Here is a 15,417-nt window from a genome sequence, read left to right on the forward strand (position 1 = left end):
ATGAATGCACAAGACATGATTGAATTGAATAATAAAAAACGTGAGCTTCTAACTTCCGAAAACGAAATTGCTTATGGTGATATGCTAGTATATCTTCGGTTATCTAATGTACCCGAACATCAAGTAGAAGAACTTTTGTTAGAAATATTAGATCATCTTATCGAAGCACAAGTAGAAAATAAAAATGCTTATGACATTTTTGGTGATGACTTACAATCTTATTGTGATGAACTTATATCAGCTTTACCAACCCAAACAAAGTTAGAAAAAACTTCTTTAATTGGATTTTCTGTTAGCTTACTTCTTGCTATACAGTTTGGCATAAATGCAATTATTTCATTTTTTATGTTTCTCTTTGAAAAAAATAATACATTATCAAGTCCGCCTTTTAGCATCCTTGGAACTACTTTGTCTGTTTCAATAATTATACTAGGTATACTATTTATTTTATATTTATTAAAGCGTTACTCCTTTGATCAGAAAATGAATTGGAAAAGAAGAATTCTATTTGGATTCGCATTTGCTACTCCATTTTGTTCCGCTGTATTCTTAAATATTTATTTCCAAAAGCAACCTTATCTCATTTATCATCTAACCTTTTGGCAAAATGCTTTAATCGCTATCCTATTTTACGTTTTATATAAATTATTATATAAAACGTAAAATTTTTAACAGCCCTTCAAAAGGCTGTTTTTTCTTCTGTCTAATTTTACAAATTGAAAAATTTCATAAAGAAAATAAGAAAAATGCAAAATAATTAAAGTTAATTGTTGACGTGATGCTTTTATTATCGGTATCATAAATCTTCGTGAGCAATTATTTTTCGTTATACGATTTTTTTATTATTACTGAATTTTTGAGAGGAGAAATTAGATGTCAGTTAAGAAGAAAACGCAAGTACGCACCGGCAAAATGGTACGTGAACTAATGTTAGCAGACGAAGATGTAAATGCTTCGCTAATTATGGTATATAGTGAAAACGGTGTAAACGCAGAAATTAAAATCGAGGGCTTAACGCCGAAATGTAACGAAGAATTATTTTTGAGCGGAAACGTGGATTGGAACAAGAGTGTTATTTATAAAATTGTTGATTTCACTGGAAACGCTGAAGTTGGTAAAGTTACATTAACAGCGATGAACAAAAACAATGTTTCTCTAGAAATTGAACGCGTTATGTGGAGTAAAGAAAATAAAGAAGCTGCCGAGCAAGAAGAAACACAGGTAGAAGCAGCACCGAAAAAAGAAGTAGTTGTAGAAGCTCCAAAAGCAATTACGCCTGCTCCTAAGCCTGTTACGCGTGTGGAAACACCTGCTATGGCACCTAAGCCTACTCCGGTACCGACACCGAAGCCAGTAAGCGTAGAAGCAGCTGTAGAACTAGTTACTCCAGCGCCTGTGAAAAAAGCAGTCCCTACTCCAGTTACAAAGCAAGAGACAGCACCGGTTGCTCCTGCAAAACCGAAGCAGCCTGCTTTGACTGAAACAAATTCAAAACTACAAGAAAATTATGTTAAACTCGTGAAAAAGACAATTGAAGTTTGTCAAGATTACGAGCTTGGCATCGACATAGATGATTCTATTGAAAGCTTAAAAGAAGAACTACAAAGCCAAGGTATTAGCGTTACATTTGACAAAGAAATTATGGACGTTGTAAGTCGCCTTCGTTCTTTACAAGATAAAGGAATCAAAGTAGAAAAAGTACTTAATTTACTATAAAAAAATAAGAGGTGGCTATCGCCACCTCTTATTTTTTATAATTCCACTCATTACTTTCATACTTTTCTTTCGCTAACGTTTGAACGTCATGTAACTGTTCTTCTGTTAATTCATATGGAACAAGTTCTACATCCAATCCTTTTTCAAAGCCAACTTCAAACGCTTTAATTAACTGTTCTATCGTAAATGTACGGTCTGTTAATTCATTAATTGCTACTGCTTTAGAAGAGAACATACTCTTCATACGTTCCTTCACACGTTCATTTGGGAATAAAAATAGATCATATAGTTCATCTAAATCAATTTCTAATGGAATCGATCCATGCTGTAAAATAACACCTTTTTGACGTGTTTGAGCACTACCAGCAATTTTTCGTCCTTCCACTACAATTTCATACCAAGATGGTGCATCAAAACATACGCCTGAACGTGGATTTTTTAAATTTTCACGATCTGCTTCTGTTTTTGGAACTGCATAATATGCTTCTAACCCTAATGCCTTAAAACCATCTAATAAACCTTGCGAAATAACACGATACGCTTCTGTAACTGTTTTCGGCATATTCGGATGATCTTCAGACACAATAACACTATACGTTAGCTCTTTGTCATGTAGTACACCCCTGCCGCCTGTTTGACGACGAACGAATCCATATTTCTTTTCGTTAACTACATCCATATTAATATCTTTTTCAACACGTTGAAAATACCCAACTGTTAATGTTGGTACTTCCCATTCATAAAAACGAATTGTTGGTGGCATTTTCTTTTCACTTTGCCAATTTAATAAACATTCATCTAACGCCATATTAAATGCCGGTGAACATTGACCAGAGTTAATATAACACCATTTTTCTTTTCCCATCCTGCACCTCATATAACCAATTATTTTTCACATTCTCTAGTCTACCAAATTCGACAAAATTTGTGAAAGAATACGAAATTTCTTCTTATATGCAAATGAATCTGTTGCATAAATACATAAGGGCATTATAATATTGAAAGTAGGATAAGAAAAAAGGGAGCGATAGAATCGTGTCAACAACTTGGATTATTTTATTAGCCGTAATCGTAGCATTTATCGGCTACACTGTATGGATGTACTTCTATCAGAAAAAATTAATTAAAACTCTTACAGAAGAAGAATTTCGCGCTGGCTACCGTAAAGCACAGCTTATCGATATTCGTGAAGCAGACGAATATAACGCAGGGCATATTTTAGGTGCACGTAACATTCCGTTATCACAAATTCGCCTTCGCCATAAAGAACTTCGTCAAGATCAACCTGTTTACTTATATTGCCAAAGCGGATTCCGTACAGGTCGTGCAGCGCAATACTTAAAAAAACAAGGCTACAAAGATTTCTACCAATTACAAGGTGGATTTAAATCTTGGACAGGCAAAATTAAAAAGAAATAATAACATACAAAAAACTAGCTGAATAAATCAGCTAGTTTTTTCATTTCATCTTATTCGCAATGTATAATAAATTCTGCTTGATTACCTTTTCATCGTTCTCTTCTACATTCCGATACAGCAGTTGATATTCAATTCCTTTCTCTTTCCATATAAGCGTAGCAAATTCGTCACCACGTTCATAATCATCTTTATTTTTAAAATAAGCAGACGTTCCATTATTCAGTTTCATTTGTTCTTGAAATCGCTTCTCTTCCACAAGATCCGGAAAACTATAAGGAAAGTTCGCGACATTTAACTCAATATACTCATTTCTACCTGACTCCTTCTGTTTATATTTAATCGTTAAGACAGTGTTCTTTTTCCCAAGCGTTCTTACTTCCCCCTTCACATCACTTGTAATGTCGTACGGTAAAAACGTTGGAACTTTAAACTTCACCGGAAAATATTTTGGAAGTTCCTTTAGCGGAATAGGATCCGTAACACAATCCATAGCTCCTCCTGTTGTTCCCACAAAGTGTTTTTCTTCTTGCATCGTTTGCTGAAACGAACACGAACTAAGCATGAAACTAGAAAACACGAAACAAATGATTCTTTTTTTCAATTTGTTTCCGCCCTTTCATACCGCTCTCTTAACGAACGAAGCGTTGATATTCTCTTCATATTCGCTTTGTCACCAAACTCCACCTTTGAAAACTTTCCACGTTATTCTCACACATTTTGACAACACTTTTTGCAAACAAAAAAGACCCCTATCATTCTTACGCCCAAGTGAAAAGGTTACGCGAATAAAAAGAAGTCTTATTAATACCATAGTTTGTGAAAAGCTTTTCAGGTCAAGATTTTTTCTTTCTTATTATTTTCCCTTTATAATAAGGGAAAGAGGTGATACATATGGCCAATATAAAACAAATTGCTAAAACTGCTGGTGTATCGATATCAACTGTTTCTCGTGTCCTGAATAATCACCCTTACGTAAAAGAAGAAAAGCGTAAGCGTGTTCTAGATGCTGTTGAAGAATTAAACTACGCAAAAAATATAAATGCTGTCCATTTAATAAGAGGGAAAACATATACAATTGGCGTTATGCTTCCTTTCATTAACCTCCCCTACTTCAGTACGATTATTGAAGGAATCGGAAACGAAGCGTTAGCTGCCGGATATCACATTAATTTATGTCAAACGAATTACGATAGCATTGAAGAAATTCGTGTTCTTGAAATGATGAAAATGAAACAATTTGATGGGATGATTATTTGCTCCCGAACGAGCTCTTGGGAACAAATCGAACCTTTTGCAAAATTTGCCCCTATTATTTCATGTGAAAAAATGAAGCATCCCCTCATTTCATCCATCTACGTAGATCATTATGAAGGTTTCCGTCTCGGTACTGCCTATTTACTAAGTAGAGGCCATGAAAAAATTGGAATTTGTTTAGCAAGAAAAACAAGTGTAAATTCCATGGAGCGCGAAAAAGCGTTCGCCGATACACTTCGTAACGAAGGGAAAACGTTGCATCCTGAATGGATTTTCCACCAATGCTATACAATGCAGGACGGAGCACAAATACTCCATCATATTTTAAATATGAAAAATCGTCCAACTGCTATTTTCACAGCGAACGATCAAGTTGCAGCTGGTTTATTAACAGAGGCTCGAAAACATGGTATTCGAGTACCTGAAGACCTTGCTATCCTTGGATTTGATAATCATGAAATTTCAAAGGCATTAGAAATTTCCACAATTGAACATCCCGGTCTCGCAATGGGCTCACATGCTTTTTCTTTATTCCATAAGCAGATCCAAAGCGAGCAAATTGTCGGCAGTGCAAAAGAACTTTCATTCCATTTAATTGAGCGAGAGACTGTCTAAAAAGAGCGTTACCTATAATGCTCTTTTTCAGCTCTTCACCTATTGACATTATATTTTTCATCTCATATAATGAACCTAACGAACGGTAGGTAGGGGATGAAAATGACAGCAAACCGCATTAAAGCTGTAGCACTTTCTCATTTCGCACGCTACGGCTATGAAGGAACTTCATTGGCAAATATTGCTCAAGAAGTTGGGATTAAAAAACCATCGATTTACGCACACTTTAAAGGAAAAGAAGAGCTATATTTCATATGCTTAGAATCTGCTCTTCAAAAAGATTTGCAGAGCTTCACAGGCGATATCGAAAGCTTTTCCAATTCGTCCACTGAAGAATTGCTTTTAAAATTATTAAAAGGGTATGCAAAACGATTTGGTGAAAGTGAAGAATCAATGTTTTGGTTACGAACTTCTTATTTTCCGCCTGATGCATTTCGCGAACAAATTATTAATAAAGCAAATGTACACATTGAAAACGTCGGAAAACTTTTATTCCCTGTATTTAAAAGAGCAAGCGAACAAGATGAGCTGCATAACATTGAAGTAAAAGACGCCTTAGAGGCTTTTCTATGCTTACTCGACGGTCTTATGGTTGAACTATTATACGCAGGTTTAAATCGTTTTGAGACACGTTTAGACGCTTCTTGGAAAGTATTTTGGCGCGGACTTTCAAACTGACGGATTGCCCTTTGCAATGCGTCGTTTTTAAGCCCTTTACCTAACGACTGGTAGGAAGGAGAAATGACATATGGCATGGATTTATGTAATCATCGCTGGTATTATTGAAATCTTTTGGGTGATTGGACTAAAAAAAGCAGAGGCACCACTTGAATGGGCTGGTGTTGCTCTATTAATTACAATTAGTTTCGTCTTATTATTTAGAGCTTATAAAGATTTACCTGTCGGCACTGTATACGCAGTCTTTACAGGAATCGGAGCTGGTGGAATCGTTCTTACAGAGATTTTCATCTTCGGAGAACCTTTCTCTATCGTAAAAGTTTTATTAATCGGTTTAATCTTCTTCGGAGTAATTGGTTTAAAACGAGTAACAGAAGAAAAAGAAGCGAAGGAGGCCGCATAAAATGGCTTGGGTATTTTTAATTCTAGCTGGTATTTGTGAAATTATTGGTGTACTCTTTATGAAAGTAGCCACTGAAAAGAAAGGCTGGGCACCAAAAGTTATTTTAATCGCTAACTTCGGCGTAAGCTTCTTCTTCTTATCTCTTGCGATGAACACATTACCGATGGGAACTGCTTACGCAATTTGGACTGGAATCGGAACTGCTGGAAGTGCACTTCTAGGCATTCTCATTTTCCGAGAATCAGCGGATTGGCGTCGTCTTGCTTTCTTAAGCTGCATTTTATGCGGCGCTGTTGGCTTAAAACTATTAAGCTAACGTGAGGTGAATGTCATGTGGAAAGAACAAGGAAAGAAAATATTAGCATGGATCACACTTTGTATCGTCATTCTATTACAAATAAGTTTTCATATAATAGAATCATTGTTTCATAAAGTATTATCCATTCTCACATTCCTTCCTAACATGACACTTGAAATTATATCGATTGTTTGGTCCATTATCGCCTCCATTGCAATCGTCATTATATGGAGTATCGCCAAACTATGGAATAAGTTATTTAAAAAGGACAGTACTTCTGAAAAAGAGTAACTGTCCTTTTTTATATTCATTCAGACTTTCTGTAGAAGTTAGATGTGATAAGACAAAACAGACCAATTATAACAATACTTATACCAATTCCTTTATGCAAATTAGGAAACGGTGATGGTATGTCTGAATAAAAATTTGATGACAAAAGACCTATTGACAAAAATAATACTCCTATTTCAAATAACAATTTTCGTTTCCCCATTGTTCCCCCTCCAATTTTTTTCATACATTCCTTTCTTTTGGACATACTACCCAAAAAAAGGAGTGGATAATATGCAAAATTCTATACATAAGCAAATCCTATTTTTATTTTTCCTATTTCTTATTCTCATCATCGTTTTCAGCTTTATATTACATACTCCGAAAGATGTGCCAAATAGCGTTTCTTTTTATAAACTACTGCTCTCGTATTGTCGTTATTGAAGAAGGTGCCTTTTTGAAATTTCCCCAAGAAAAAAAGACCAACATTTTCCTGTTGGTCTTTCGTATATGTATCACTTTTCAAAGCGATCTAACATCTCGTCTCTCATTCCGAAACTTACTACTGCAATTCCTATATACATAAACAGAAGGAATGCCGGATGAACTGTGTTGTACCAGCTGCTGTCAACGATTAAGTAAATCGTTAATGCCACAACAAGAACAAACGCTAAGATAAACATATAAAAGTGTCTTGTACTACCCATGATAAACTCCTCTCTTCTCACTTCACCATTCAACAGTTTATTTTATCGAATAATTCGATATGACTCAAGGTTAACTTTCTGTTATGTAATCAAGTTCCACCTTTACAATGTCCTCACATGCTATTGAAATGATTGTTCCTCGTTTATCAATGGCCGTCACTTCTCTATTATCCATTACACGATTTGCTACTCTTTCTAACACTTTTCCCTGGTCTCGATAGCAAAATTCTTTTACATCTTTAATTGTTTCTCCATTTTCTAAATGGTATACCATTCTATAACATCGATATCCCACACTTTCACCCCCGTCTTGTTCGTTTTTTCACATATACATAAAAATGAGTAATCTTTGCCTCATCACATCTTCTTAATTTCAATAAAATTCTAACAAAAATAAATACTTTTATCAAACCGACTTTTTCAACAAAACTACCTATAAAACTACACCTTTACACCATTAGGAAACAAAAAACATATTTTTTTAACATTTTCTTCACTATTTCTGCATAAAGTGAAACTTTAATCAGTGGGGATTTTTGTTCATCCCCACTGATTATTAGTTGAACCAATCGGGCATTTACGGACAGTTTATCTCCCACCTGTCTTCTTTGCACCAGCTAAGTTTTAAGTTGAGAGTTTACTGTCCGTTAATGCGGGACAAATTATCCATACAAAAAAAGAACCCGCCTCAGCGAGTTCTTCTTTTGTTATTTTAATCAAACTTGTACAGGAGCTGGCTTCGCATAACGTAAAACTGGTTTACGTGCAGCCATCGTTTCGTCTAAACGTTTAATGACTGTCGTATGCGGTGCTTCTTGTACAACTTCTGGATTTTCTTCTACTTCTTTAGCGATTTGAATCATCTTATCAATGAAACCATCTAATGTTTCTTTTGATTCTGTTTCTGTCGGCTCAATCATAATACATTCTTCCACATTTAATGGGAAGTAAATTGTTGGTGGATGATAACCGAAATCAAGCAGACGTTTTGCAATATCTAATGTACGTACACCAAGTTTCTTTTGACGACGACCTGATAATACAAATTCATGTTTACAATGTCTATCGAATGGAAGATCGTAGAATGGCGCTAATCTTCTCATCATATAGTTCGCATTTAATACCGCATACTCAGTTACTGCACGCAATCCATCTGGACCCATAGAGCGAATATACGTGTATGCACGAACGTTAATTCCGAAGTTACCATAGAATGGTTTCACACGACCAATTGCTTCTGGACGGTCGTAGTTGAAGTGATAACCATTTTCCGTTTTCTCTAAAATTGGTTTTGGTAAGTACGGAATTAAATCAGCTTTCACACCTACTGGACCAGAACCTGGGCCACCACCGCCGTGAGGACCTGTAAATGTTTTATGAAGGTTTAAATGCACAACGTCAAATCCCATATCTCCTGGGCGTGCTTGGCTTAATACCGCATTTAAGTTTGCACCATCATAGTATAATTTACCGCCTGCATTATGGACGATTTCTGCCATTTCTAAAATATTTTCTTCGAATAGACCTAATGTATTAGGATTTGTTAACATAAGTGCTGCTGTTTCTTCGTTTACAACACGTTTTAAGTCTTCTAAGTCAACAAGGCCATTTTCATTTGATTTTACTGTAATTGTTTCAAAACCAGCTACAGTTGCAGATGCTGGGTTCGTTCCGTGAGCAGAGTCAGGCACAATTACTTTCGTACGGTTAAAGTCACCATTCGCTTCATGGTATGCACGAATTAACATTAAACCTGTCCATTCTCCGTGTGCACCAGCTGCTGGTTGTAAAGTAACAGTATCCATACCTGTAATTTCAATTAAATGCTCTTGTAAGTCGTACATTAATTCCATTGCACCTTGTACTGTCTTTTCATCTTGCAACGGATGAATATTTGCAAATCCTGCGAAACGAGCTACACTCTCATTAATTTTCGGATTATATTTCATCGTACAAGATCCAAGTGGATAGAATCCAGAATCCACACCGTGGTTACGGTTTGAAAGTGCTGTATAGTGGCGCATAATATCAAGTTCAGATACTTCTGGTAGCTCTGCATCTTCTACTCGAATATAATCGCTCTCAAACACATCTTCTAGTTTCACTTCTTCTACATCTAATTTGGGTAAGCTATATCCTATGCGTCCTTCTTTACTCACTTCAAAGATAAGTGCTTGGTCTTGGTTCTTCATTGGATAGCCCCCATTTCGTTTACAAGTGTGTCAATTTCCTCTTTTGTACGAAGCTCAGTTACTGCTACAAGCATATGGTTTTCATGCTCTTTATAATCACGGCCTAGATCGTAACCGCCGATAATATTCTTTTGTAATAATGCATCGTTTACTTCTTTCACTGGACGTTTGCAATCTACAACAAACTCATTGAAGAATGGTCCAGCAAATGTTACTGTGAAGCCTTTCGCTTCAAATTGACGTTTTGCATATTGTGCTTTAGAAATGTTTTGACGTGCCATTTCTTTCACACCTTGTTTGCCAAGTGCCGTCATTGCAACAGAAGCTGCTAATGCATTTAACGCTTGGTTTGAACAAATGTTAGATGTCGCTTTATCACGACGAATATGCTGTTCACGTGCTTGTAACGTTAATACAAATCCACGTTTACCATCTGAATCTACAGTTTGTCCAACAAGACGTCCTGGAATTTTACGCATAAATGCTTTCGTTGTTGCAAAGTAACCACAGTGCGGTCCACCAAACTGCGTTGGAATACCGAATGGTTGTGCATCACCGATTACAATATCAGCACCAAATTTCCCTGGTGGTGTTAATGCGCCTAATGATAATGGATTTGAAGAAACGATAAATAATGATTTTTGTTGATGAACGATTTTTTCAATATCAGCTAATTTTTCAACTTGTCCGAAGAAGTTTGGATATTGAACGATTACACAAGCAACTGTATCATCTACTTCACTTTGTAATACGTCTAAATCTGTTACACCATCTTTATGATTAATTTCAACAACTTCAAGATTTTGTCCTTTTGCATACGTTTCAAGTACTGCTCTTGATTCTGGATGAACCGCGCTAGATACAAGAATTTTCTTTTTGCGAGTATGGCCAGCTGCTAACATTGCCGCTTCAGCTAAAGCTGTCCCCCCGTCATACATAGAAGAGTTTGCTACATCCATTCCTGTTAATTCACAAATCATTGTTTGGAATTCAAAGATTGCTTGTAATTCCCCTTGTGAAATTTCCGGTTGGTATGGTGTGTAAGCTGTATAAAATTCTGAGCGAGAAATAACATGATCTACAATTACTGGAGCATAATGATCGTATACGCCTGCTCCTAAGAAAGAAGCGTATTCTTTTAAGTTAGCATTTTTACTAGCCATTTGAGATAGCTCTTTTAAAAGCTCTGGCTCTGATTTTGCTTCTTTAATTTTTAAATCCCCTTTAAAACGAACACTCTCTGGAATATCAGAGAATAATTCATCGATCGTTTGAACGCCGATCGTTTGTAACATTTCTTTTTTGTCTTCTTCTGTCATTGGAAGATAACGATGCAACATGAAATCTACCCCTCTCCCCGTTACTTTGAACGTTTGTAAAATGGTGTTGGAACAACTACTGCTTTGACGCGTTTATTACGAATTTCAATTTCTACTTCTGTATCAACTGCTGCGTATTTTACATCAATTAGTGCTAAACCAATGCTTTTCTTTAACGTTGGAGATTGTGTACCACTCGTTACTTCCCCAATTTTTTCTTCACCAATAAATACAGGGTAATGCGTACGAGGAATTCCACGTTCGATTACTTCGATGCCGACTAATTTACGAGGCGCACCGTTTTCTTTTTGCTCTTTTAACGTTGCTTTTCCAAAGAAGTCTGCTTCTTTATTTGTTTTTACCGCAAAGCCAATTCCAGCCTCAATCGGTGTAATATCTTTTGATAATTCTTGTCCATAAAGTGGTAATGTTGCTTCGAATCGAAGTGTATCACGAGCACCTAAACCACATGCTTTTAAGCCCTCTTCTGCTCCAACTTCAAGAAGTTTCTCCCAAAGTTTTGCAGCATCTTCACTCTTACAGTAAATTTCGAATCCATCTTCACCTGTGTAACCTGTACGAGATACAAGTGCTGGAATTCCATCTACAAGAATATCGTTTTTAAATTTAAAGAACTTAATTTCTTTCAAATCTTCTGACACAACTTTTTGTAAAATGCCTTCTGCTTTTGGTCCTTGAATTGCAAGCTGTGCAACTTCACTAGAAACATTGACTACTGTCGCATCGCCAATTACATGACTTGCTAACCATTCGTAATCTTTCTCGATATTTGATGCATTGATTACTAATAAATAGTCTTCTTCACCACGTTTGTAGATTAATAAATCATCTACTGTACCACCATTTTCGTAGCACATAGCTGTATATTGTGCGCCCCCTACCTTTAAGGTAGATACGTCATTTGTAACAACACGTTGTAAAAATGCTAAACTATCTACACCTTTTACTTCAACTTCTCCCATATGAGACACATCGAACAAACCTGCAGCTGTACGTACAGCTTCGTGTTCTTCTTTAATGCTTGAAAATTGAACTGGTAATTCCCAACCACCGAAGTCGATTGTTTTTCCACCATACTTCGCGTATACATCAAATAACGGTGTACGTTGTAATGTAATCATGCTCTCTCCCCCTTATGCTTTGACAAATCAATAAAAGTTGCTTCCCTTTTCTAAACATTTTCATTCTGAAAAGATAGGATATACGGAATCTCATTATATTTTTTTATGAAAGCGTAAATAAAAAATCACTTTCTTGGATAAAATACGAAAGATTCCACACATTTCACACCATTATCCTAACATCATTCGCTATATTTCATCAATATTCTAGCATAAAAAATAATTTAGAATTTTTTATGTTAAAACACAATAAATACAGCTTTTGAGATTTAATACTTTATTATTGTCTATCATATAGCCTTTAATAACGATAATTATGCCTTCTTTTAAGGCAAATCATCATACATTAAAAAATAATTACTTTAGTTTATAAAAGGTGGGAGAGTTGTAATGAATGTCGATATTTCCGTAGATCGGACATGGCAAAACAATTTTTTAAATAGAATTGACGAAGATGGTCCTTGGACAAACTGGGATTTATATCACTTAGCTTATGAAACAGAAAAATCGTTACTTGTTCCTACTTTTGATGGACTACAAGCACCGAAACATTTATCCCATTTCACACCGCTTCCGCATCAATTAGAAGTCGCTCAAAATGTGATTGAACAAATGAACGGTAAAGCGATTCTAGCAGATGAAGTAGGCCTTGGAAAAACAATCGAAGCTGGACTTATTTTGAAAGAATACATGGTCCGCGGGCTTGTGAAAAAGGTACTTATACTTGTCCCAGCTTCTCTCGTATCACAATGGGCATACGAACTGAATACAAAGTTTTTCATTCCCGCTGTAGCACAAAAGAAAAGCTACTCATGGGAACAAGCTGACGTAATCGTATCATCAATTGATACTGCGAAACGTTCACCACATCGCGATATCGTGTTGAACTTGGAATATGACCTTATTATTATCGATGAAGCACATAAACTGAAAAATAATAAAACAAAAAACTATGAATTTGCACAACGATTAAAAAAGAAGTTTTGTTTATTACTAACCGCTACTCCTGTTCAAAATAAGATTGATGAAATTTTTAACCTTGTTTCTTTATTAAAACCAGGACATTTAGGCAATCAATCCAACTTTGAAGAATATTACGCTTCCAAAAATCGCTCAGCCGAATCAGATGAAGACTTAAAAGCTCTCATTAATAAAGTAATGGTGCGAAATAGACGACATAATACCGGTATCGATTGGCCGAAGAGACATGTACGTACAATTTTTGTTGAGTTTAATGAACAAGAACAAGCTCTATATAATGATATCGAAAATTGGCGAGGACAAGACGCCTTCACATCTGCTTTCTCATCGTTAACTTTAAAACGGGAAGCGTGTAGTAGTCGTGAGGCTGTTTACTATTCATTGAAAAAGCATGTAGAAAAAAAACAGAAAGAAAACGAACATTATATAAAAGATCCACATATCGATGTGCTAATGGACAAAATTAATCATATTCCTTTCAACTCAAAAGCAAATAAAGCTCTTGAGCTTATAAAAGAAATTGACGATAAAGTCGTTATCTTCACAGAATATCGAGCGTCACAAATGTACTTACAATGGTTTTTACAACAACACGGTATTTCTTCCGTTCCATTCCGCGGCGGGTTTAAACGCGGGAAGAAAGATTGGATGAAGGAGCTTTTCCAAAACCACGCACAAGTATTAATTGCAACTGAAGCTGGTGGTGAAGGGATTAACTTACAGTTTTGTAGCCATATGATCAATTATGATTTGCCATGGAATCCAATGCGTCTTGAGCAAAGAATCGGACGTATTCACCGTCTCGGTCAAAAAAATGATGTTCATATTTATAACTTAGCTACAAAGCATACTGTTGAAGAACATATTCTGAAACTGTTATATGAAAAAATCAACTTATTCGAGCGTGTTATTGGTGAACTCGATGAAATTTTAACGAGAATTAATATGAAAAACATCGACGCGCACATTCAAGAAATTTTCGCGCAATCAAAGAGCGAAGGTGAAATTAGAATTAAGATGGAAAACTTAACATCTATTATCGACTTTGCGAAACGAAATGAAGCTGAGGTGCAAGGCTATGCAGCAACATGAAATTCATAATTACTTATACAATTTCTTTGAGGCGAATAACTGTGAAATTTTAGAACGTTCTCCTCATTTATTAGATGTACAGTTAACAATTGAGATGGATAAATTATTAATGAATCGCCCTTTTTATTGGCACTATCTTGAGAAAACAGGAGGCGTACCGAATCCGATGCGCCTTACTCTTATTACAAATCCAGAAAATGAAGAAAATGATGGTGAGCTTATTCACTACGGTTCACCACGTCTACATCAAATTTTCCAAACGACAAAAGAATTAGGCTCATACATACGTTTATATGAGGATGTAAGACATAATGGGTCAACACATACACCGCTCCACCCTTGGCTCGGTATTAATATAAAAGTTTCCTATCAATGTGATCGAAAAAAAGACATCCTTCACTCGATTGGTATTCATCTCATTTCTGGAACAATGATGGCAAACTTTCATGAAACATTAACAAACATTAAACTTACACCAAAAATACCTGATTTTTGTTTTACGCTCTCGCCCATCATTAAACCTCAAAGTGGTTTACAACGCATAGAAGACGCTTTAAAAAATATAATTGCAGAAGATGACCATACGTGGGCAAAAGAAGCAAGAGTGCGTTGGAATCATGATTTAGACCTTTTAAACCGTTTTTATGAAGAAAGTGACGAACTTCCTGAGAGCTATGAAATTGAAAAACAAGCTCTGCAAGAACAGTATGAACCACGTATTACAGTGCAAATTATTAACGGTGGACTCTTTTATGTTACCGCGAATCATTTTCTATCGAAATAAAGCTCCTTCTGCTTTAGAAGGAGCTTTATTTCGAGTTATTCTCTATCCTCATTACGCTCTTGTTGTTTTTGCTTTGCCATGCGTTTTTGATACGCACGATCCTTCGCGCTCACATGATTTGCATCAGTTGGAAGATTTTCTTTCGAACGTCCAATTCCATTGCTCATCTTTCCCACTCCTTTTTACGTTTTTCAGAATACATGTTTATTTTCAGCTAGAGTTACAATCCTTATACAAAAAAATAAGAGCAGCCATTGGCCACTCTTACTCGCTCACATATTTTTGAAACATATCATGGATGCCTTTATTTACTAGGTTCGAGATCTGCTCGTCAGATTTATTCGGATAACGATCACGCAATCTGATAGATGCCTTCACCATTAAATTTTCTAATACAGAACGGCCACCTTCTCCATAAATAATTTCAGCATATTTAACAAGCCTTCCATCCTCTACTGTTGCTGGATTATGATTGAAGAAAAATTTACTCATTGTCTCCACCTCTCTATTTTGATAACGTTTACATTTATATAGATTATTTATGTTA

Annotated in this window: 20 protein-coding genes; 10 read left to right on the forward strand and 10 right to left on the reverse strand. The window is 35.8% G+C overall.

What is annotated here, in order from left to right; all coding sequences use genetic code 11:
• Both ACQGSG_RS04305 and ACQGSG_RS04310 read left to right on the forward strand, forming a co-directional pair.
• Positions 1-663 (forward strand): DUF1129 family protein, encoded by a 663-nt coding sequence (locus tag ACQGSG_RS04305; protein WP_325842504.1) that lies wholly within the window; start codon positions 1-3, stop codon positions 661-663.
• A gap of 210 nt (positions 664-873) precedes the next feature.
• The gene (locus ACQGSG_RS04310; RefSeq protein WP_000111900.1) at positions 874-1,716 is read left to right on the forward strand and encodes a hypothetical protein; all 843 of its coding nucleotides are present in this window, start codon (positions 874-876) and stop codon (positions 1,714-1,716) included.
• A gap of 28 nt (positions 1,717-1,744) precedes the next feature.
• Here ACQGSG_RS04310 and ACQGSG_RS04315 read toward each other — a convergent pair whose 3' ends face one another.
• Positions 1,745-2,581 carry a lipoate--protein ligase family protein gene (locus ACQGSG_RS04315; protein ID WP_098605440.1) on the reverse strand — a complete coding sequence of 279 codons (837 nt, stop codon included), beginning with the start codon at positions 2,579-2,581 and terminating at the stop codon, positions 1,745-1,747.
• 170 nt (positions 2,582-2,751) lie between these two features.
• Between ACQGSG_RS04315 and ACQGSG_RS04320 the strand changes: the two genes are divergently transcribed.
• Positions 2,752-3,135 carry a rhodanese-like domain-containing protein gene (locus ACQGSG_RS04320; RefSeq protein ID WP_000108653.1) on the forward strand — a complete coding sequence of 128 codons (384 nt, stop codon included), beginning with the start codon at positions 2,752-2,754 and terminating at the stop codon, positions 3,133-3,135.
• A 40-nt stretch (positions 3,136-3,175) separates the two neighbouring features.
• Here the strand turns inward: ACQGSG_RS04320 and ACQGSG_RS04325 are convergent, their stop codons facing one another.
• Positions 3,176-3,712, reverse strand: a complete 537-nt coding sequence (locus tag ACQGSG_RS04325; protein ID WP_118043310.1) for a DNA polymerase III subunit delta — start codon at positions 3,710-3,712, stop codon at positions 3,176-3,178.
• Between the two features lie 314 nt (positions 3,713-4,026).
• Here ACQGSG_RS04325 and ACQGSG_RS04330 point away from each other — a divergent pair, with 314 nt between their 5' ends.
• The 5 genes from ACQGSG_RS04330 to ACQGSG_RS04350 all read left to right on the forward strand — a co-directional run bounded on the left by ACQGSG_RS04330 (position 4,027) and on the right by ACQGSG_RS04350 (position 6,674).
• A complete protein-coding gene (locus tag ACQGSG_RS04330) occupies positions 4,027-5,004 on the forward strand; it encodes a LacI family DNA-binding transcriptional regulator (protein WP_001273979.1) in 978 nt (325 codons plus the stop codon).
• A gap of 96 nt (positions 5,005-5,100) precedes the next feature.
• A complete protein-coding gene (locus tag ACQGSG_RS04335) occupies positions 5,101-5,682 on the forward strand; it encodes a TetR/AcrR family transcriptional regulator (RefSeq protein WP_002005730.1) in 582 nt (193 codons plus the stop codon).
• Positions 5,683-5,752: 70 nt separating this feature from the next.
• Positions 5,753-6,085: a DMT family transporter gene (locus tag ACQGSG_RS04340; RefSeq protein ID WP_000312339.1), complete on the forward strand. Its 333-nt coding sequence runs from the start codon at positions 5,753-5,755 to the stop codon at positions 6,083-6,085.
• A gap of 1 nt (position 6,086) precedes the next feature.
• On the forward strand, positions 6,087-6,401 hold the full coding sequence (locus ACQGSG_RS04345; protein ID WP_000312623.1) for a DMT family transporter: 315 nt from the start codon (positions 6,087-6,089) through the stop codon (positions 6,399-6,401).
• Positions 6,402-6,416: 15 nt separating this feature from the next.
• Entirely contained in the window at positions 6,417-6,674 is a 258-nt protein-coding gene (locus ACQGSG_RS04350) for a DUF3975 family protein (protein WP_000265427.1), read from the forward strand.
• Between the two features lie 16 nt (positions 6,675-6,690).
• On the opposite strand, the gene ACQGSG_RS04355 is transcribed toward ACQGSG_RS04350, so the two are convergent.
• The 6 genes from ACQGSG_RS04355 to gcvT all read right to left on the reverse strand — a co-directional run bounded on the left by ACQGSG_RS04355 (position 6,691) and on the right by gcvT (position 12,013).
• Positions 6,691-6,876, reverse strand: a complete 186-nt coding sequence (locus ACQGSG_RS04355; RefSeq protein ID WP_098605438.1) for a hypothetical protein — start codon at positions 6,874-6,876, stop codon at positions 6,691-6,693.
• A 292-nt stretch (positions 6,877-7,168) separates the two neighbouring features.
• Positions 7,169-7,360, reverse strand: a complete 192-nt coding sequence (locus ACQGSG_RS04360; RefSeq protein WP_000535933.1) for a hypothetical protein — start codon at positions 7,358-7,360, stop codon at positions 7,169-7,171.
• A 70-nt stretch (positions 7,361-7,430) separates the two neighbouring features.
• Positions 7,431-7,634, reverse strand: coding sequence for a DUF3929 family protein (locus tag ACQGSG_RS04365; RefSeq protein ID WP_139847847.1), 204 nt, complete (start codon positions 7,632-7,634; stop codon positions 7,431-7,433).
• Between the two features lie 442 nt (positions 7,635-8,076).
• Positions 8,077-9,552, reverse strand: a complete 1,476-nt coding sequence (gene gcvPB / locus ACQGSG_RS04370) for an aminomethyl-transferring glycine dehydrogenase subunit 2 (RefSeq protein WP_000795702.1) — start codon at positions 9,550-9,552, stop codon at positions 8,077-8,079.
• Positions 9,549-10,892 carry an aminomethyl-transferring glycine dehydrogenase subunit 1 gene (gene gcvPA / locus ACQGSG_RS04375; RefSeq protein ID WP_000903240.1) on the reverse strand — a complete coding sequence of 448 codons (1,344 nt, stop codon included), beginning with the start codon at positions 10,890-10,892 and terminating at the stop codon, positions 9,549-9,551. The genes gcvPB and gcvPA overlap by 4 nt, the downstream gene beginning before the upstream one ends.
• A 20-nt stretch (positions 10,893-10,912) precedes the next feature.
• Positions 10,913-12,013, reverse strand: coding sequence for a glycine cleavage system aminomethyltransferase GcvT (gcvT, locus tag ACQGSG_RS04380; RefSeq protein WP_000631769.1), 1,101 nt, complete (start codon positions 12,011-12,013; stop codon positions 10,913-10,915).
• Between the two features lie 390 nt (positions 12,014-12,403).
• Here gcvT and ACQGSG_RS04385 point away from each other — a divergent pair, with 390 nt between their 5' ends.
• Positions 12,404-14,086: a DEAD/DEAH box helicase gene (locus ACQGSG_RS04385; protein ID WP_001100036.1), complete on the forward strand. Its 1,683-nt coding sequence runs from the start codon at positions 12,404-12,406 to the stop codon at positions 14,084-14,086.
• Positions 14,073-14,870: a YqhG family protein gene (locus tag ACQGSG_RS04390; RefSeq protein ID WP_001183966.1), complete on the forward strand. Its 798-nt coding sequence runs from the start codon at positions 14,073-14,075 to the stop codon at positions 14,868-14,870. Before ACQGSG_RS04385 ends, ACQGSG_RS04390 begins: the two co-directional genes overlap by 14 nt.
• 35 nt (positions 14,871-14,905) lie before the next feature.
• On the opposite strand, the gene ACQGSG_RS04395 is transcribed toward ACQGSG_RS04390, so the two are convergent.
• Together ACQGSG_RS04395 and ACQGSG_RS04400 are read right to left on the reverse strand one after the other, a co-directional pair.
• Positions 14,906-15,037 (reverse strand): hypothetical protein, encoded by a 132-nt coding sequence (locus ACQGSG_RS04395; protein ID WP_000064668.1) that lies wholly within the window; start codon positions 15,035-15,037, stop codon positions 14,906-14,908.
• Positions 15,038-15,134: 97 nt separating this feature from the next.
• Positions 15,135-15,362 (reverse strand): hypothetical protein, encoded by a 228-nt coding sequence (locus ACQGSG_RS04400; protein ID WP_000032702.1) that lies wholly within the window; start codon positions 15,360-15,362, stop codon positions 15,135-15,137.
• Between the last annotated feature and the right edge of the window lie 55 nt (positions 15,363-15,417).

It is taken from the genome of Bacillus sp. GMa5/1 (assembly GCF_050172015.1).
GTDB lineage: Bacteria > Bacillota > Bacilli > Bacillales > Bacillaceae_G > Bacillus_A > Bacillus_A cereus.